This is a genomic window from Aeromicrobium stalagmiti (genome assembly GCF_013283745.1).
Lineage (GTDB): Bacteria > Actinomycetota > Actinomycetes > Propionibacteriales > Nocardioidaceae > Aeromicrobium > Aeromicrobium stalagmiti.
The window spans coordinates 815,325-833,828 of the sequence record NZ_JABSTZ010000001.1 but is presented as its reverse complement, the minus strand read 5'-3'; the positions used below and the strand labels follow the sequence as shown (position 1 = coordinate 833,828).

Genomic DNA, 18,504 nt, shown 5'->3' with positions numbered 1-18,504 from the left:
GGAGCCTACGCGTGACCTGAGTCACATGTCGATGGACGTTGCGAGGGGCAGCCAGATGGGCCGCACTCCGCCCCGGTGTGATCCAGGTCTCCAGATTCATGCACCCAGAGTGTAGGTTGATCGGGTCGACGTCAACACCTGGACCCGGATCTGGATACGGTGCGGACGAGAGGTGGACCCATGGACGATGGCCGCAGGCACAACACGGACGGTCGCATCGCGCGCGGCGAGCGCACCCGCGAGGCGATCGTGGCGGCGCACGCCGACTTGCTGCGCTCAGGCGTGCTCAAGCCGACCGGCAAGCTCATCGCCGAGCGGGCCGGCATCTCGCTGCGGACCCTCTGGCTCAACTTCAAGGACCTCGAGGCCGTGCTCGTGGCGACCACGGCGCACTGGCTCGACGCCGACGCCGCGCTGCACCGGGAGGTCGACCCCGCGCTCCCGCTCGACCGTCGCATCGACGAGCACCTGCAGCAGCGAGTTCCGCGGCTCGAGCACCTCGCCCCGGCCGCACGGTCCGCGGCGCTCGGTGAGCCGTTCTCCCCGGCGTTGCAGGCCAGCCGCGCCGCCCACGTCCGACGCGCGACCGACGACCTCGAGGCGACCTTCGCCACCGAGCTGGACGCTGCCGGCGCCGATCGCGAGCTGCTCCTCTCGTCGTTGTTCGTCGCCACGAGCTGGCCCACCTGGACGACCCTGCGCGACGACCTCGGCCTCGACGTCACCGCGGCGACCACGGTGGTGCGCCGCGGCCTGGAGTCGCTGCTCCGGACGTGACGAAGGGCCCGGATCCAGCTGGATCCGGGCCCCTCCTCTGCTCAGCGAGCGGTCAGCGCTCGACCTCGCCGGCGATGTACTTCTCGAGCATCTCGCGACCGAGGTCGTCGGGACGCTGCTCCGGGGGCGACTTCATCAGGTAGGACGACGCCGACAGCAAGGCGCCGCCGATGCCACGGTCCTTGGCGATCTTCGCGGCGCGGATGGCGTCGATGATGATGCCGGCCGAGTTGGGCGAGTCCCAGACCTCGAGCTTGTACTCCAGGTTGAGCGGGACGTCACCGAACGCGCGACCCTCGAGGCGGACGTACGCCCACTTGCGGTCGTCGAGCCACTGGACGTAGTCGCTCGGGCCGATGTGGACGTTCTTGGCGCCGAGGTCGTGGTCGATGTTGGACGTCACGGCCTGCGTCTTGGAGATCTTCTTGGACTCGAGGCGGTCGCGCTCGAGCATGTTCTTGAAGTCCATGTTGCCGCCGACGTTGAGCTGGTACGTGCGGTCCAGCACGACGCCGCGGTCCTGGAACAGCTTGGCCATCACGCGGTGGGTGATGGTCGCGCCGACCTGGCTCTTGATGTCGTCGCCGATGATCGCGACGCCGGCGTCCTCGAACTTCCGGGCCCACTCGGGGTCGGAGGCGATGAAGACGGGCAGGGCGTTGACGAAGGCGACCTTCGCGTCGATCGCGCACTGCGCGTAGAACTTGTCGGCCTCCTCCGATCCGACCGGGAGGTAGGAGACGAGCACGTCGGCCTGCGTGTCCTTGAGGACCTGCACGACGTCGACGGCGGGAGCGTCCGACTCCTCGATCGTCTCGCGGTAGTACTTGCCCAGTCCGTCGAGCGTGTTGCCCTTCTGGACGATGACGCCGGTCGGGGCGACGTCGGCGATCTTGATCGTGTTGTTCTCGCTGGCCTGGGTGGCCTCGGCGAGGTCGAAGCCGACCTTCTTGGCGTCGACGTCGAACGCGGCGACGAACTCGATGTCGTTGACGTGGTACTCGCCGAACTTGACGTGCATGAGCCCGGGCACGCCTGCCTCGGGATCAGCGTCCTTGTAGTACTCGACGCCCTGGATCAGGGACGTGGCGCAGTTGCCGACTCCCACGATTGCTACGCGTACCGAACCCATGGGTTCTCCTTCGTTGTGTTCATCACTCGGTTGGGTTGTTGTCTGTCGGATCGTCCGCGGCTGCGTCGGGGTATCCGCCCGACCGCTCGCGGTCGATCAGCTCGGTCAGCCACTTCACTTCGCGCTCGACTGACTCCAGGCCGTGCCGTTGCAGCTCCAAGGTGTAGGAGTCTGCGCGGTCACGCTTGCGCTGCCCGGCCTTGCGCACGTTCTCGAGCCGCTCTTCCAAGCGGCTCCGGCGACCCTCGAGGATGCGCACCCTCGAGGCGGCGTCGGTGCGCGCGAAGAACGCGAACCGCACGCCGAACGTCTCGTCGTCCCACGTCGAGGGACCGGAGTCCTCGAGGGCCTGGGCGAAGTGCTCCTTGCCCTCGGCCGTGAGCTTGTAGACGATGCGGGCACGCCGACCCTTGGTCTCGGGCAGCACGGTCTCGTCGGCCACGATGTAGCCGGCCTTGCCGAGTGCCTTCAGTGCGGGGTAGAGCGTGCCGTAGGACAGGATGCGACCCCAGCCCAGCAAGGCGTTGACCTGCTTGCGCAGCTCGTAGCCGTGCATCGGCGCATCGTGGAGCAGTCCAAGGACCGCCACCTCGAGGGCCGCGCCGCGTCGTGTCATGCTCTGTCCTGACAATGTGTGCCGTTTGTTATATCGAGACGATACATCGAAACGGCATCTCCACCAACCCACCCCTTGACGTGAGTCGCGACACGGACACCCCGTGCGATTACCCATCTCTCAGGTACGTTCGGCACACTTGATCGACGGCGGATCCGGTTCATGGATCCCGATGGAGGTAGACGGACCCTTGGCAGCACAGCGAAAGCGCGCGACCACGACGGCCGCGAAGACGAGCGGCATCGGACGTTTCGGCAACGGATTCAGGACCATCGGGCGCAAGATCGGCGGACGCGGCCCCTGGTGGGCCAAGACGATCCGGTGGATCTCGTTCCTCGGTGTGGCCGGTGTGCTGGCCGCAGCGGCGACGTTCTTCGTGCTGTACCGCGCCATCGCCATCCCCGACGCCAACGCCGACTTCCAGACCCAGACGACGCAGGTCTACTACTCCGACGGCAAGCACAAGCTCGGCGAGTTCGCGACGCAGGACCGCGAGAGCATCACGATCGACCAGATCCCCGCCTCGATGCAGGCCGCCGCGATCGCCGCCGAGGACCGCTCGTTCTACACCAACCGCGGCATCGACCTCAAGGGCATCATCCGCGCCGCGCGTGACAACACCACGAGCGGATCGGTCCAGGCCGGCGGCTCCACCATCACGCAGCAGTACGTCAAGATCCTCTACCTGACGCAGGAGCGCTCCTACACCCGCAAGGTCAAGGAAGCCATCCTCTCGATCAAGATCCACAACCAGCTGAGCAAGAAGCAGATCCTCGAGGGCTACCTCAACACGATCTACTTCGGCAACGGCGCCTACGGCGTCGAGGTGGCAGCGCAGACCTACTTCGGCAAGCCCGCCTCCAAGCTCAACTACGCCCAGTCCGCGCTGCTCGCGACGGTCATCAACAGCCCCAGCTACTACGACCCCTACGCCGAGGGTGCCCAGGACCGCATCCAGCCGCGGTTCTCCTACGTCCTCGCGGGCATGGTCAAGTCCGGCGCGATCACGCAGGAGCAGGCGAGCAAGTTCGACGACCGCATCCCGAAGGTCATCAAGAAGAAGCAGAGCACGCGCTTCAGCGGCTCGAAGGGCTATCTCCTGCAGCTGGTCAAGGAGAAGGCCATGGCCGAGCTCGGCCTCAGCGACCAGGAGTTCGACGGCTCGGGCCTGCGCATCATCACGACCTTCGACTACGAGAACCAGATGAAGGCGATCGAGTCGATCAAGGCGCTGCGCCCCGACGCGTCCGAGCTGCAACAGTCGCTCGTCTCCGTCCAGCCCGGCACCGGTGCGGTGCGCGCGATGTATGCCGGCCGCGACTACGTCAAGAACCAGCTCAACTGGGCGACCTCGGGCACGCAGCCGGGGTCGACGTTCAAGGCGTTCGCGGTCGTCGCGGCGCTCGAGGACGGCTACAGCCTCAAGACCAAGCTCAACGGCAACTCGCCCCTGATGAAGGACGGCGAGCAGATCGCCGAGAACCAGGGCGACAGCGGCGGTGAGTCGTTCGGCAGCGTCGACCTGGCGTTCGCGACCCAGAAGTCGGTCAACACCGCGTTCGTCGACCTCGTCGACCAGATGGAGGACGGGCCCAACAAGGTGCTCGAGGCCGCCTCGCAGGCCGGCATCCCGTCGCGGGTGCTCGACCCGGTCGAGGAGGCCGGTGCACCGCTGGTGACCCCGCTCGGCTACTTCCCGGTGGCTCCGGTCGACATGGCCAACGCCTACGCGACGCTGGCCGCCGACGGCAAGCGCGCTGAGTGGTACGTCGTCGAGCGGGTCAAGGACAGCTCGGGCCAGACCGTCTTGAAGCACAAGGTCGAGACCGACCAGACGATCCCCAAGGACGTCGCGGCCGACACCATCGCCGCGATGCAGCGGGTCGTCAACTCCGGTGCCGGCGGCACGGGCTCGAACGGCCGCACGGTGTGCACCACCGCCGGCAAGACGGGCACGGCGACGTTCGGTCCCGACGACGACCAGCACGTGTCGTCGTCGTGGTTCGCGGGCTTCACGCCCAAGCTGGCCACGGCGGTCATGTACAACCGGGGCAAGAACGGCAACGGTGACCTCGAGAACTACATGGTCCCGTTCTTCGGTGGCCAGATCCCGGCCAAGACGTTCGCGCTCTACATGAACGGTGTCCTCGATCCGGCCGACTGCGGCACGTTCCCGCCGGCGGCCAACATCAAGAGCACCAAGGGCACGATCGTCAAGCCGCCGGCGCCCAAGCCGACGAAGAAGCCGACGCCGAAGCCGACGCGCACGACGCAGACGCCCAAGCCCACGCCGACCCCGACGCAGCCGACCGTCCCGCCGACGACCGAGCCGACGCCGACGCAGGAGCCGTGCGGACCGCTCGACCCGGGCTGCAACGACTAGGCCGGCAGGCGACTAGCGCAGGTTGACGGCGTCGAACGTCGCGGTGGTGAAGCGCACCGCGACGTCGACGCTGTCACCGACCTCGGGCGCGGTGGCCGAGGCGGGCAGGAAGATCATGCTGGCCTGCATGTGCGGCGGCTCGGCGAACCAGCGCTGCTTGCCGTCGATCGTGAACGGCGACAGCGAGAAGCCGGCCGCCTCCAGGCCGCCCTTGGCCAGCGACTTGCCACGCTGGACGACGCCGGAGGTCGCCTTGGGCGCCTCGAGGCCGATGCCGTGGCTCGTGCCGCCGGAGATGACGAGCAGCGTGCCGTCGCGCGGCATGGGCTTCTGCCGGTAGCCGATGTGCTCGCCGCGCGCGACGAGGTGGCTGTCGATCACCGTGGCCCGCACCGACAGCGCGCCGAGGTCGCCGAGCCACAGCGAGGTGCCGATGCGGGGGCGGATCTCCAGCTGGGGTCGGTGGGTGCGCAGTGCTGTCAGCTCGGCAGGGGTCAGGTGCGAGACGTAGAGCGTCGTGGCCTCGACCTGGGACGCCTCGAGGGCGGCCGCCCAGCTCTGTGCCTCGGCGAAGTTGCTGCCCTGCATCGGCAGGTGGATCGCGAAGCCCTCGACCGTCAGGTCGCCCAGCGCCGCGACGGCGGCCGCGAGCTCGTGGCGGTCGAGGCCGTGGCGGGCCATCGAGGTCTCGCCCTCGAGCAGGATGCGGGCGCCGGGCGCGGCCGCGGCGAGCGCGGCGATGTCGTCGACCCGGCCCAGCGTGTGGATCACGCGGTCGTCGAGGACGGCGTCGCTGAAGAACGGCCGCCACGGCGTCAGCACCATGACGTCACCGGTGAACGCGGCGAGCGCTCCGGGGACCTCGCTGTAGGTGCCGACGGCGATCGTGTCGAGGCCGAGCCGGCCGGCCTCGGCGGCGAGGAGGTCGCGGCCGAGCCCGTAGCCGTTGCCCTTGATGACGGGCACGAGGCCCGTCGTGCTCTCGACCTTCGCGGTCAGTCCGTGACGCCAGCGGGTGGCGTCGACGTCCAGCTCGAATCCCATGGTCATCGTCCCCTGATCATCGGCGCCGCATGTACTGGGTGAACCCGAGGTGCAGCGCGCGGTTGAGCGGCAGGTCCCACTCGCCGAGGTACTCCACGGCCTCGCCACCGGTGCCCACCTTGAACTGGATCAGGCCGACGTGGGAGTCGTCCGGGTCGAGGGTCTCGGTGATGCCGCGCATGTCGTACGTCGTGGCGCCGGCGGCGAGGGCGTCGCGGATCATCTGCCACTGGATCGCGTTGGACCCACGGACGTCACGCTTGGCGGTCGTCGAGGCGCCGTAGGAGTACCAGGCGTGCTCGCCGACGCGGACCATCGTCGTCGCCGCGACGAGGTCGCCCTCGTGACGGGCCAGGAACAGGACGATCCGGTCGGGCTCCTCGGCGCTGAGGGCGTCCCACATCCGCTCGAAGTACGACAGCGGCCGTGGCGTGAAGTGGTCGCGCTCGGCCGTCTCGGCATAGACGCGGTGGAACTCCGGCAGGTCGTCACGGGTGCCGGTCGTGACCTCGACGCCGGCCTTGGCGGCCTTCTTGATGTTGCGGCGCCACAGCTGGTTCATGCCGGCCAGGACGTCGTCCTCGGTGCGACCGGCGAGCGGCAGCTGGAAGTTGAACTTCGGCTGCCCGGCGGAGAAGCCACCCTCGGTGGGCAGCTCCTTCCAGCCGAGCGAGGCGAGTGACGTCGAGACGGCGATGGCGGCGTCGTCGCTGACGTCGGCCGGCACGGCCGACAGTGTGGTGAGCACCGGGTCGGCGATCGCCTGCTTGATCGTCGCGGCGTGCCAGCGGCGGGTGACGACCGGCGGGCCGATCCGGATGCCGAAGGCCCCCTGCTGCTTGAGGTGCGCCGCCATCGGTGTCAGCCAGCGCGCGAGGTCGGCGGCGTGCCAGTCGATATCGGGTCCCTCGGGCAGATAGGCGAGGTAGCGCTTGATCTTGGGCAGCTGACGGTAGAGGACGAGTGCTGCGCCCACGAGCCGGTCGCCGTCGAACCAGCCGATCGACTCGCCCCGCCACTCGTTCTTGACGGCCGCCCACGCGGGCGTCTGCAGGAAGCTCACGGACGGGCGACTGCGGATGAAGTCGAGATGCTCCGCGTCGCTGATGGGCCTGACACGAAGGGGTCCGAGAAGGGGGGCTGACGTCACCGCACCACGCTACCAACCAGTGCCCGTCGGGCCAGCCGGGCAAGTCAGTTAGGCTTGCCTAAGTCACCGACGGAAGGGTTCGACTGTGAAGACGTACACCGCGACGGTGCTCGGACGACGACAGCTGTCCGCGCACCTCGTGACCGTGACGCTCGGCGGGCTGGACGGCTACGCGTCCACCGGCGTCCCCGACGAGTACGTCCGCGTGCTGATCCCGCCGGCCGGCGCCGAGCTCGCGCTGCCGGTGATCGACGAGAAGTGGACGATCACCTATCCCGAGGGGGCGGTCGAGCCCGACTTCCGGGTCTACACGATCTCCGACCACCGCGTGGTCGAGGGCGACACGCGCATCGACCTCGACATCGCGCTGCACGACGAGGGCGTCGGCTCCGAGTGGGCGCGCACCTGCCGGCCCGGCGACACCGTGGGCCTGATCGAGCCGCACGGTCTCTATGCGGCCCCCGCCGACGTCGGCTGGCAGCTGCTCGTCGCCGACATCACCGGCCTGCCGGCCGTCGCGCGCATCCTGCGGGGGCTCTCGCCGGAGCAGAAGGCCGTCGTCCACGTCGTGCTGACCGATCCCGGTGACGAGATCGCGCTGCCGAGCGCTGCCGACGTCGACCTCACCTGGCAGCTGGTCGAACGCGAGACCGACATCTGTGACGCACTGGCCGAGGCCGTCACGTCACGCGACCTCCCCGCGTCCGACCGCTACGTGTGGCTCGCCGGCGAGGCCCGGTCGAGCCGGGCGGTGCGCCGCCACCTGCGCCGCGAGCTGAAGTGGCCGCAGGCCGACTTCTACACCTGCGGCTACTGGCAGATCGAGGCCGAGAAGTGGAACGCCCGCTACGAGGAGGTCGCCGCCGTCGTGGAGCAGAAGTCGGCCGAGGTGCAGCAGCAGGTCGGTGACGACCAGGGGGCCTACCTCGACGCGCTCGACGACATCTACGAGTCCGTCGGTCTCTGACCGCGTCGCCGCTGCGTCAGGCGCCGACGGCGTACTGCGGCTGGGTCGGCGTGACGAGCAGCGTCATGCCCGCTTCGGCCGGGGTGCGGTCGGCCTTGCGGTGGTTGCAGCGGACGCAGGCGGCGACGGCGTTGTCCCAGGTCAACGCACCGCCGCGGCTGCGCGGCAGGATGTGGTCGACGGTCTCGGCCCGGCCGCCGCAGTAGGCGCACATCTTGTCGCGGGCCTTGATCGCCGACTTGGTGCACATCGTCGAGCGACGGTGCATCCACCGCGTCACGACGTAGCGCACCAGGCGCAGCACCTTGGGGACCGGGAACGGACCGAACCGTCCGCCGGCCTCCTCCTCGATCACGGCGACCTCGCGGACGAGCATCTTGATCGCGTGGCGCATCGAGACGCGTTGCAGGGGCTCGTAGCTCGCGTTCAGCACGAGGACGTATGACTCGGCCATTCCGGTCCGCCTTCCGACGGTAGAACCTGAGGCAGAGCGTAGTCGTAGACGACGAGATCTGCCCTGCAAGCCGAGCAGATTGACCGATCCGACCCGACTGTTCACCTGATCGCTGAAACACGGCGTTAGCAAATCTGTCCTACGGTGAACGGGTGGACACCTCAGAGCTCTTCGACGGCTACGGCCCAGTCGCGGGATTTGACGAGATGTTCGAGGGCACCCAGGTGCGCTCGAGCTATGGCCAGGTGCACACCTCGTTCGAGAAGATGGGCGCGGACGAGGTGCGGCTGCGCGCCGACGCCCTCGCATCGTCCTATCTCGAGCAGGGAGTCACCTTCGGGGTCGAGGGTGAGGAACGTCCGTTCCCGCTCGACATCGCCCCCCGACTGATCGAGGCCGAGGACTGGGACCACGTCGAGAGGGGCGTCCGGCAGCGGGTGCTCGCGCTCGAGAAGTTCCTCGCCGACGCGTACGGGCCCGGCGAGCTGTTCGCCGACGGCGTCGTGCCCCGCGACACGGTCGTCACGTCCCCGCACTACCACCGCGTCGTCGCGGGCCTCGAGCCCGCCAACGGCGTGCGCGTCCACGTCGCGGGCGTCGACCTGATCCGTGACGGCAACGGTGACTTCCGGGTGCTCGAGGACAACGTCCGCGTCCCGTCCGGCGTCTCCTACGTGATGACCAACCGCCGCGCGCTCTCCGCCGCGCTGCCCGAGGTCTTCGCCGACCACCGCATCCGGCCGGTGTCCCAGTACTCACAGATGCTGCTGTCGGCCCTGCGCAAGGCAGCACCTGCCGGCGTCAGCGACCCGACCGTGGTCGTGCTGACGCCCGGCGTCTACAACTCGGCCTACTTCGAGCACACGCTGCTGGCCCGCACGATGGGCGTCGAGCTCGTCGAGGGCCGCGACCTCGTCTGCCGGTCGGGTCGCGTCATGATGCGCACGACCCAGGGCCTCGAGCCGGTGCACGTCATCTATCGCCGCATCGACGACGAGTTCCTCGACCCGGTGCAGTTCCGCGCCGACTCCGCGCTCGGCGTCCCGGGCATCATTAACGCCGCCCGCGCCGGCCACGTCACGATCGCCAACGCGGTCGGCAACGGCGTCGCCGACGACAAGCTGCTCTACACCTATCTCCCCGACCTCATCCGCTACTACCTGTCGGAGGAGCCGATCCTGCGCAACGTCGACACGTGGCGCATGGGCGAGGCCGACCAGCGCGAGGAGGTGCTCGACCGGCTCGACGAGCTCGTGCTCAAGCCGGTCGACGGCTCCGGCGGCAAGGGCATCGTCATCGGTCCCGCCGCCTCGAAGGCCGAGCTCGAGGAGCTGCGCGCCAAGATCCTGCTCGACCCCCGGGCGTGGATCGCCCAGCCGGTCATCTCGCTGTCGACCGTCCCCACGCTGGTCGAGGACGGCATCCGTCCCCGCCACGTCGACCTGCGCCCGTTCGCGGTGCACGACGGCGACGACGTCTTCGTCCTGCCCGGTGGCCTGACCCGCGTCGCGCTCCCGGAGGGCGAGCTCATCGTCAACTCCTCGCGCGGCGGCGGCTCCAAGGACACCTGGGTGCTCGCGCGTCCCACCGACCCGGACGACGAGGGCGAGGTCGCGCCCCACGCCTCACCGGTCTCCGGCATCAGCCAGTCCGCCGGGCCCGCCATCGACGGCGACGCACCCGAGCTGCAGGTGCACGAGCAGGAGCAGCAGCAGGCGCAGGACCACCAGGAGGAGTCGACGTGCTGAGCCGCATCGCGCAGTCCCTGTTCTGGATCGGCCGCTACCTCGAGCGTGCCGACGACACCGCCCGCATCCTCGACGTGCAGATGCAGGTGCTCATCGAGGACCCCGGCATGGACGAGCGCACGTCGTGCGAGCAGCTCCTGTCGGTCATGGGGGTCGAGAACTACACCGGCCAGCCCAACCGCTGGATGATGCTCGACCTGCTGGCGCACAACCCGGAGTCCCCGACGTCGATCGCCGCGGCGATCGGTGCCGCGCGCGAGAGCGCCCGGCGCGCCCGCGAGACCCTCTCGACCGACATCTGGGCCGCGATCAACACGACCTGGCGCGGCCTCAGCACGGCCCGCGCCATGCGCCCGCCGGACATGTTCAGCTGGGTCCGCAACCGCACCGCCATGATCTCCGGCATCGCCGACTCCACGATGTCGCGCGACGACGGCTGGCACTTCTACATGCTGGGCCGCAGCATCGAGCGCGTCGACATGACCGCCCGCCTGCTCTCGACCGCGGCCCTCGCGTCGGGCCCCCAGGTCGCGTGGCCCACGACGCTGCGGGCCTGCGGAGCGTACGAGAGCTTCATCCGCGCCTACCGCGGCATCGAGGCCGACCGTCAGGCGGCGGAGTTCCTGCTGCTCGACCGCTGGTTCCCGCGCTCGATCGTGTCGTCCCTGGCCGAGGCCGAGCGTGCCCTGCGCAAGCTCGAGTCGGCCGGCCAGCGCTCGGGGTTCAGCGACGAGGCGCAGCGCGTGCTCGGCCGGGCCCGCACCGAGCTGGAGTACCGCCCGCTCGCCGACATCGTCTACGACCTGCCGGTCGAGATGGAGCGGCTGCAGCGCAGCTGCGCGGCGGCCAGCGACGCGGTGTCGGCCCGCTACTTCGCCGAGTCCGAGATCCACACCTGGCGCGGAGGGGTGCTGCTATGACCATGCAGCTGCGCATCAAGCACACGACGGGCTATCACTACGAGAAGGGCGCGATGGCGTCCTTCAACGAGGCCCGCATGACGCCGATGACGACCTCGGAGCAGTACGTCCTGCGGTCGCGGCTCGAGATCTCGCCGACCCCGTGGTCGTACGAGTACCGCGACTACTGGGGCACCACGGTCACGTCGTTCGAGGTCCACGACCCGCACGCCGACCTCACGGTCGTCGCGACGTCGACGGTCGAGACCCAGGAGGTCGCGCCCAAGCCGCAGGCGATCGGCTGGGACGATCTGACGCCCGACGTGCAGGACGAGTGGTGCGAGTACCTCGTGCTCAGCGACTGGGTGGCGCCGGCGGCCGGTCTCGCCGACGAGCTCGACGAGATCCGGTCCCGTTCGGAGCGTCCCGCCGACTACGCCACCGCGGTCCTGCAGCACCTCTACGACCAGGTCGCCTACGTCACTGGCAGCACCGAGGTCACGACCACGGCCGCCGACGCGTGGGACGCCAAGACCGGCGTCTGCCAGGACTTCGCCCACCTCAGCCTGGGCGCGCTGCGTGCCGCGGGCATCCCGGCCCGCTACGTCTCGGGCTACCTCCACCCGTCGCAGGAGCCCGTCGTCGGTGAGTCCGTCGAGGGTGAGTCGCACGCCTGGATCGAGTGGTGGGACGGCGAGTGGGTCGGCTGGGACACGACCAACGCGATCGCCCCCGGGCCGCGGCACGTCGTCGTGGCCAAGGGTCGCGACTACGGCGACAGCCCGCCGCTGCGCGGGATCTTCTCGACGGCGGGCGGCTCCGAGCTGTTCGTCGGCGTCGAGATCACGCGTCTCCGCTAACGTCGACGACATGGCCCTCCTCCACGCAGCCTCGATCCGTCCGACCAAGATCGAGCTGATCAGGTCGTGGGTGCCGAGCCAGCCGTGGTTCGTCGGCGACGACCTGCTCGAGCAGGTCGGGGCCTACCGCTTCGACGACCCCGACGGCGAGGTCGGCATCGAGACCTTCCTGGTGCGTGCCGGCGACGGCCCGACCCTGCAGGTGCCGTGGACCTATCGCGGCGCCCCGCTGGCCGGTGCCGACGAGTTCCTGGTCGGCACGATGGAGCACACGGTCCTCGGACACCGCTGGGTCTACGACGCGTGCGGCGACCCGGTCTATGCGACGGCGCTCGCCACGGCGATCCTCGGCGGTGGCGCCGAGGCGTCGCAGGAGCGTCGCCTGGCCGACGGCACCCACGAGCCCGTCGAGCTGAGCGTGCGGGTCTCGGGCAGCGGCACGCGCACCGACGTCGGCTCGGTCGGGCTGGTCGACGTCCGCGACGCCGACGGGGCCACGGTCGTCGCCACGTCCGTCGCCGAGATCGAGGTGCTGCGCGTCGTCGGCGGTGAGGCCTGGGCGCTGGGCGGCGACACCCTGACCGGCACGTGGCCGGGCCAGGACGATCCGGCGCTCCTCGCGGTGGCGCGTTGACGTCCCGCGGCTAGCGTTGGTCGCATGACCGAAGAGCGCTACTACGCCGATCCCGTTCCTGACATCCACCGCCCCTACGTCGCCGCCGAGGATCGCTACCAGCACCTCGACTACCGCCGGGTCGGCACGTCGGGCCTCCTCCTGCCGCCCATCTCGCTCGGCCTGTGGTGGAACTTCGGCGACAACCGGCCGTTCGACACGCAGCGCGAGGTGCTGCGGCACGCCTTCGACCGGGGCATCACGCACTTCGACCTGGCCAACAACTACGGCCCGCCCTACGGCTCGGCCGAGGAGAACTTCGGCCGCATGATGCGGACCGACTTCAAGCCCTACCGCGACGAGCTGATCCTCTCCAGCAAGGCCGGCTGGGACATGTGGCCCGGCCCGTACGGCAAGCTCGGCTCGCGCAAGTACCTGCTGTCGAGCCTCGACGCCTCGCTCGAGCGCATGAGCGTCGACTACGTCGACATCTTCTACTCCCACCGCGTCGACCCCGGCACGCCGCTGGAGGAGACGATCACGGCGCTCGACACCGCGGTCGGTCAGGGCAAGGCGCTGTACGCCGGCATCTCGTCGTACTCGCCTGCGATGACCGCCGAGGCGGTCGCGATCGCCCGCGACCTCGGCACACCGCTGATCATCCACCAGCCGTCCTACTCGATGCTCAACCGGTGGGTCGAGCGCGGACTGCTGACGGTCCTCGGCGAGCACGGCATGGGATCGATCGGCTTCTCGCCGCTGGCGCAGGGCCTGCTCACCGACCGCTACCTCGGCGACGAGCCGGTCGAGCGCCAGGGTGATCGCGGCAGCCTCGACGAGGGCGTCCTGACCGACGACAACGTGGAGCGTCTGCGCGGGCTGGCCGACATCGCCCAGCAGCGGGGCCAGTCGCTCGCGCAGCTCGCGATCTCGTGGATCCTGCGGCCGGGCGGCGTGACGTCGGCGCTGATCGGCGCGTCGTCGACCGAGCAGCTCGACGAGAACCTCGCTGCTGCGGCGCAGACCGACTTCACCGACGACGAGCTCGCCGCGATCGACCGCTTCGCCGGCGACGCCGAGGGCGTCGACCTCTGGAAGGTGTCGGCCGAGATCTGAGCACCCGTCCCGACCCGATCCGGCAGCTGCTGGACAGCCCGCCCGACCTCCCGGTCCTGGGCGGGCTGCCGGCACTGACGGCGGCTCTGCGTGCGCACGGCGCCGCCGTCGTGCAGGCCCCTCCGGGCACCGGCAAGACCACGCTGGTGCCGCCGGCGGTGGCTGCGCTGGTGGCGGAGCTGGTCTCGGGCAGGGGGGTCGATGCGGGGGTCGACGCCGGCCGCATCGTGGTCACCCAGCCACGGCGGATCGCTGCCCGGGCGGCGGCGCGCCGGCTCGCCGGTCTGCTGGGCGAACGGGTGGGCGAGACGGTCGGCCACACCGTCCGCGGTGACCGGGCCGTCGGGCCCGGCACCCGGATCGAGTTCGTGACGACCGGGGTGCTGCTGCGCCGGCTCCAGCGCGACCCCGAGCTGCCCGGTGTCGCGGCGGTCGTGCTCGACGAGGTGCACGAGCGTCAGCTCGACGCCGACCTGGCCCTGGCCTTCCTGGTCGACGTCCGTTCGACGGTGCGCGACGACCTGCTGCTCGTCGCGATGTCGGCGACGGTGGAGGCCGAGCGCACCGCGACGACGATGGCGATCGAGGCCGCGGAGCCGGTCCCGATCGTGGACGTCCCGGGCGCCCTGCATCCCGTGGCCGAGCACTGGGCGCCCCCGCCGCCGGGGGTCCTGCCCACCGACGAGCGCGGCGTGCCGCCCCGGTTCCTCGACCACGTCGCGGCGACGGTCCGTCAGGCGCTGGCGGTCGATCCCGGCGACGTGCTGGTGTTCGTCCCCGGGGTGGGCGAGGTGGACCAGGTGATGCGCCGGCTGTCCGGGCTGGTCGACGTCGACGTGCTGGCGCTCCACGGCCGACTGCCCGCGCAGGAGCAGGACCGCGCCCTCACCCAGGGCCCCCGCCGCCGGGTCGTGGTGTCGACGGCGGTCGCGGAGTCGTCGCTGACGGTGCCCGGCGTGCGGGTCGTGGTCGACGCCGGCCTGTCCCGTGAGCCCCGTACGGACCAGGTCCGGGGTCTGCCGGCCCTGGTGACGGTGCGGGTCAGCCGATCGGCGGCCGAGCAGCGGGCAGGCCGCGCGGGGCGCGAGGCCCCCGGCGCCGTCCACCGGTGCTGGTCGCGCGCCGACCACGGCCACCTCGCCCCGCACCCGGCCCCCGAGATCGCCGTCGGCGACCTGACGGGATTCTGTCTCGAGCTCGCCGCGTGGGGTGACGTCGACGGCGCGGGTCTGGCCCTGCTCGACCGGCCACCACCCGCCGCCCTCGAGACGGCGCGGCGGACCTTGGTCGGGCTCGGCGCGATCGACGAGGCCGGCGCGATCACCGGCCGCGGACGGGCGATGTCGCGGGTGCCGGCCGATCCCCGGCTGGCACGTGCCCTGCTCGACGGCGCCGATGCGGTGGGAGCACGCCGGGCCGCCGAGGTCGTGGCCATGCTCGACGACGACGTCCGTGCGCCCGGCGGCGACCTGGTCGCGGCGCTGCGCTCGTTGCGCCGGGGTGGTCCGGCGGCACGGTCGTGGTCGGACGCCGTGGCGCGGCTGGAGTCGCTGCTCCCGTCACGCCCGCCGCGGACGGCGTTGACCGACGACCTGGCGGTGGGCACCGTCGTGGCCCTCGCGCACCCCGGGCGCATCGCGCGCGGCCGGTCGAGCGGGTCGTCGTACCTCATGGTCTCGGGCACGGGTGCCTCGTTCCGTGCGGCCGACCCGTCCCTCGCGGGCGTGCCCTGGATCGCGATCGCCGACGCCGAGCGACGACCCGGTGCGCGCGACGCCACGATCCGCTCGGCCGCGCCCATCGACGAGGACATCGCGCTCGACGCCGCATCAGGTGCGTGGCACGAGGTCGACGAGGTCACCTGGACGCGGGGACGGGTCGTGGCGCGTCGTGTCACGCGTCTCGGCGCGATCGAGCTGTCCTCGGTGAGGCTCAGCGACCCACCGGCCGACGCGGTCGCGACGGCTGTCGCCGAGGGGCTGGCCCGCGACGGTCTCTCCGCCCTGCCGTGGTCCGAGGCCGCCACCGCCCTGCGGTGCCGGATGGCCTTCCTGCACCACGCTCTGGGCGACCCGTGGCCCGACGTGGGTGACGACGCGCTGCTGGCCGCGCTCGACCTCGACCTTGCACGCCGTGACGTCCTCGGTGCGCTGCGCCGCCTGCTGCCCTGGCCGGCGGCCGGCCGCCTCGACGAGCTGGCTCCCGAGCGCGTCGGCATCCCGAAGGGGCAGTCGGTCCGGGTCGAGTACGGCGCGTCCGGCGACGAGCAGCCCGTGTTGTCGCTGCGCATCCAGGACGCCTTCGGCTGGTCGGCGACGCCCCGCATCGCCGACGGCCGGATGCCGCTCCTGCTCCACCTGCTGACCCCGGCCCGCCGTCCCGCCGCGGTCACCGCCGACCTCGAGTCGTTCTGGGCTGGCCCCTACCGCCAGGTGCGGGCCGAGCTGCGGGGCCGATACCCCAAGCACGCCTGGCCGCAGGACCCTACGAGCTGATGTCGGTGACGGTCGCCGGTCCGACGCTGATCCGCCCGTCGTCGAGCGGCTCGCACCTGATGCCGCCGCGGCCGCGCAGGGCCCGGTGGGCGCCGGGGCCGTAGACCTCGTTCATCCACGCGCAGGGGCTGGCGGCGGTCTGTGACCTGAACCGGATCGGACCGTGGCCGGCGTCGAGGGTGAACGTCGTCCTCACCAACGCGTCGACGTCGAGCCCGCGCGTGACGACGTTGCGGCGGGCGAGGACGGGGTCGAACGGGGTGCCGGCCACGGGGAACAGGCCGTCGCCGGCGATCTCCTGCTCCAGCCAGTCGATCTGCTCGGCGGCGATCAGGGTGACGGCGGCGCGGGCGTGCCGGCTGCCGAAGTAGCGGTCGCCCACGATGCCCCGGTGCGCCCGGACGTCGACCGTCGACGGCGACTCGTCACCGTCGTGGGGCAGCACACCGTCGCTCGGACGTCCCTCGTAGCGGTGCACCGGCGACACCACCAGCGAGACGATCGTCAGCTCCACCCCGCCGACGCTACCCACCCGATCCGCGACTGGCGCAAACAGAAGGTTTTGAGACGGCGAGTCGCACGTTTCTGCGCCACTCGGGGATCAGGTTGCGCCACTCGCGAGGCGCTGTGGATGGCCTCGGTGGTCCACAGCCCGAGCGACGGGTGTGGATGTCCCGCCGCCCCGCCTCCAGCGTCGAGGGATGGATCCGATCAAGCACGCCGACGCCCATGCCCACGGCTTCACCGCGCCCCAGCTCCGCAGCTCCCCGCACTTCGTCCACCCGGTCGCCGGGGTGTCTCAGCTCATGGCATCGGCAGACGACCTGGCCTCGACGTGCCGAGCGGTGGCCCTGATGCTGCCGGACGACGCCGTCTTCACCCACCTCACGAGCGCGCAGCTGCGCGGGTGGTGGATGCCGCTGGGCGTCGACATGCCCCTCGTCGCCTGCAGCGACACCGACGCCCCTCACCACGACCGCCGCGGCGTCTACGTCCGTCGGTGCGGGATCCCTCCCGGACACCGACACGCCCTGGGGGATGTCGCCGTGGCCTCGCCGGAGTGGACGATCGTCGAGCTCGCCGAGCACCTCGCCCTGCTCGACCTCGTGGCGATCATCGACAGCGCGTTGCACCTCGAGCACACGACGGTCGAGCGGATCCGCGCCACGATGCGCCCGGGTCGCAGAGGAGTTCGCGTCCTGCGACGGGCCCTGGACCTGGTGGACGGTCGCAGCGAGTCCTGGTGGGAGACGATGCTGCGGCTGCTGCACGTCCTGTCGGGCTTCACCGTCGATCCCCAGGAGGTCATCACCAATGCCGCGGGTGTCGAGATCGCCCGTGTCGACCTGCGCATCCGCGGGACGGGGCGCGTCCCCGAGTACGACGGCTCCGACCACCGCGACCGGATCCGGCACCAGGACGACCTGCGCCGAGACAAGGCGCTGGCCCGCCGCGACCTGGAGCGCTACGGCTACATCGCCACCGAGATCGTCCACGACCCCGGCAGGATCGTCCGCGACGCCGAGGACGCACTCGGGCTGCCGCATGCTCCCGGGAGGGCCGACGCGTGGAAGCACGAGGCGCGTCGAGCGTCCATCTCGTCGGCCGGTCAACGGGCCCTGACGCAGCGACTGCAGCGCTTCGTCCGGACGTCGAGCCCACGGTCGAGGCGTCCGAGTGGCGCATCCTGATCCCCGAGTGGCGCAGAAACGGACGACACGCCGTCTCAAAACCTTGATCTTGCGCCAGTCGCGGTCGAGGGGACGATTTCCCTCGGGCGGCGGTGGTCCCGTAGACTTGCGCGGTTGCTGTTCGGCAACCACTCCTGCTGCGGAATCCCCGTAGCCGTTTAGTCCGAAGGAGACTGAATGTCACTGCGCCCGTACGAAGTCATGATCATCCTTGATCCTGATCTCGAAGAACGTACCGTCGCCCCCAGCCTGGACACGTACCTCAACGTCGTGCGCCAGGACGGCGGCTCCGTCGACAACGTCGACGTGTGGGGCAAGCGTCGTCTTGCCTACGAGATCAACAAGAAGAACGAGGGCATCTACGCCGTCGTCACGCTCCAGGCCGAGCCGGCCACCGTCAAGGAGCTCGATCGCCAGCTGACGCTCAACGAGTCCGTTGTGCGTACGAAGGTCACACGTCCCGACGTGAAGTAGGCCTGATCCGTTCCTCGTTGTGGACGAGCGCTGTTGCTTGTCACACCACTGAGGAACACTCAAGTCAGACACCCACACACCTGAG

General features: G+C 70.5%; 17 protein-coding genes. 11 read left to right on the top strand and 6 right to left on the bottom strand.

Translation table 11 applies throughout. The features are described 5' to 3' along the window. The first annotated feature begins 180 nt into the window (after nucleotides 1-180). The gene (locus HQK15_RS04030) at nucleotides 181-777 is read left to right on the top strand and encodes a TetR/AcrR family transcriptional regulator (RefSeq protein WP_173490116.1); all 597 of its coding nucleotides are present in this window, start codon (nucleotides 181-183) and stop codon (nucleotides 775-777) included. Between the two features lie 52 nt (nucleotides 778-829). Here the strand turns inward: HQK15_RS04030 and HQK15_RS04025 are convergent, their stop codons facing one another. Next, complete coding sequence (locus HQK15_RS04025) at nucleotides 830-1,909, bottom strand: inositol-3-phosphate synthase (RefSeq protein ID WP_173490115.1); 1,080 nt, start codon at nucleotides 1,907-1,909, stop codon at nucleotides 830-832. Nucleotides 1,910-1,931: 22 nt separating this feature from the next. Beyond that, the gene (locus tag HQK15_RS04020) at nucleotides 1,932-2,525 is read right to left on the bottom strand and encodes a PadR family transcriptional regulator (RefSeq protein ID WP_173490114.1); all 594 of its coding nucleotides are present in this window, start codon (nucleotides 2,523-2,525) and stop codon (nucleotides 1,932-1,934) included. Nucleotides 2,526-2,715: 190 nt separating this feature from the next. Here HQK15_RS04020 and HQK15_RS04015 point away from each other — a divergent pair, with 190 nt between their 5' ends. After that, nucleotides 2,716-4,908, top strand: coding sequence for a transglycosylase domain-containing protein (locus HQK15_RS04015; protein ID WP_173490113.1), 2,193 nt, complete (start codon nucleotides 2,716-2,718; stop codon nucleotides 4,906-4,908). 12 nt (nucleotides 4,909-4,920) lie between these two features. Here the strand turns inward: HQK15_RS04015 and HQK15_RS04010 are convergent, their stop codons facing one another. Beyond that, nucleotides 4,921-5,952 (bottom strand): alanine racemase, encoded by a 1,032-nt coding sequence (locus HQK15_RS04010; RefSeq protein ID WP_173490112.1) that lies wholly within the window; start codon nucleotides 5,950-5,952, stop codon nucleotides 4,921-4,923. Nucleotides 5,953-5,968: 16 nt separating this feature from the next. Next, nucleotides 5,969-7,015: a lipid II:glycine glycyltransferase FemX gene (locus HQK15_RS04005; protein WP_437340238.1), complete on the bottom strand. Its 1,047-nt coding sequence runs from the start codon at nucleotides 7,013-7,015 to the stop codon at nucleotides 5,969-5,971. Nucleotides 7,016-7,187: 172 nt separating this feature from the next. Between HQK15_RS04005 and HQK15_RS18975 the strand changes: the two genes are divergently transcribed. Then, nucleotides 7,188-8,069, top strand: coding sequence for a siderophore-interacting protein (locus HQK15_RS18975; protein WP_173490110.1), 882 nt, complete (start codon nucleotides 7,188-7,190; stop codon nucleotides 8,067-8,069). Nucleotides 8,070-8,085: 16 nt separating this feature from the next. Here the strand turns inward: HQK15_RS18975 and HQK15_RS03995 are convergent, their stop codons facing one another. Continuing rightward, nucleotides 8,086-8,523: an HNH endonuclease gene (locus HQK15_RS03995; RefSeq protein WP_173490109.1), complete on the bottom strand. Its 438-nt coding sequence runs from the start codon at nucleotides 8,521-8,523 to the stop codon at nucleotides 8,086-8,088. Nucleotides 8,524-8,675: 152 nt separating this feature from the next. Here HQK15_RS03995 and HQK15_RS03990 point away from each other — a divergent pair, with 152 nt between their 5' ends. From HQK15_RS03990 to hrpB, 6 genes are read left to right on the top strand one after another with little or no spacing between them, the layout of a single operon-like run. Continuing rightward, the gene (locus HQK15_RS03990; RefSeq protein WP_367649055.1) at nucleotides 8,676-10,271 is read left to right on the top strand and encodes a circularly permuted type 2 ATP-grasp protein; all 1,596 of its coding nucleotides are present in this window, start codon (nucleotides 8,676-8,678) and stop codon (nucleotides 10,269-10,271) included. Continuing rightward, nucleotides 10,265-11,191, top strand: coding sequence for an alpha-E domain-containing protein (locus tag HQK15_RS03985; RefSeq protein ID WP_173490108.1), 927 nt, complete (start codon nucleotides 10,265-10,267; stop codon nucleotides 11,189-11,191). The genes HQK15_RS03990 and HQK15_RS03985 overlap by 7 nt, the downstream gene beginning before the upstream one ends. Next, nucleotides 11,188-12,030, top strand: coding sequence for a transglutaminase family protein (locus HQK15_RS03980; RefSeq protein WP_173490107.1), 843 nt, complete (start codon nucleotides 11,188-11,190; stop codon nucleotides 12,028-12,030). The genes HQK15_RS03985 and HQK15_RS03980 overlap by 4 nt, the downstream gene beginning before the upstream one ends. Before the next feature lie 10 nt (nucleotides 12,031-12,040). Continuing rightward, nucleotides 12,041-12,664 (top strand): CG0192-related protein, encoded by a 624-nt coding sequence (locus HQK15_RS03975; RefSeq protein ID WP_173490106.1) that lies wholly within the window; start codon nucleotides 12,041-12,043, stop codon nucleotides 12,662-12,664. A gap of 24 nt (nucleotides 12,665-12,688) precedes the next feature. Beyond that, on the top strand, nucleotides 12,689-13,759 hold the full coding sequence (locus HQK15_RS03970) for an aldo/keto reductase (RefSeq protein ID WP_173490105.1): 1,071 nt from the start codon (nucleotides 12,689-12,691) through the stop codon (nucleotides 13,757-13,759). After that, a complete protein-coding gene (gene hrpB / locus HQK15_RS03965; protein WP_367649116.1) occupies nucleotides 13,735-16,254 on the top strand; it encodes an ATP-dependent helicase HrpB in 2,520 nt (839 codons plus the stop codon). The genes HQK15_RS03970 and hrpB overlap by 25 nt, the downstream gene beginning before the upstream one ends. On the opposite strand, the gene HQK15_RS03960 is transcribed toward hrpB, so the two are convergent. Beyond that, on the bottom strand, nucleotides 16,244-16,768 hold the full coding sequence (locus HQK15_RS03960) for an MOSC domain-containing protein (RefSeq protein ID WP_173490104.1): 525 nt from the start codon (nucleotides 16,766-16,768) through the stop codon (nucleotides 16,244-16,246). The two genes, hrpB and HQK15_RS03960, sit on opposite strands and share 11 nt — an antisense overlap. 187 nt (nucleotides 16,769-16,955) lie before the next feature. Between HQK15_RS03960 and HQK15_RS03955 the strand changes: the two genes are divergently transcribed. Together HQK15_RS03955 and rpsF are read left to right on the top strand one after the other, a co-directional pair. Further along, a complete protein-coding gene (locus HQK15_RS03955) occupies nucleotides 16,956-17,945 on the top strand; it encodes a putative endonuclease domain-containing protein (RefSeq protein ID WP_173490103.1) in 990 nt (329 codons plus the stop codon). A 183-nt stretch (nucleotides 17,946-18,128) separates the two neighbouring features. After that, a complete protein-coding gene (rpsF, locus tag HQK15_RS03950; protein WP_108580963.1) occupies nucleotides 18,129-18,419 on the top strand; it encodes a 30S ribosomal protein S6 in 291 nt (96 codons plus the stop codon). Nucleotides 18,420-18,504: the final 85 nt, after the last annotated feature.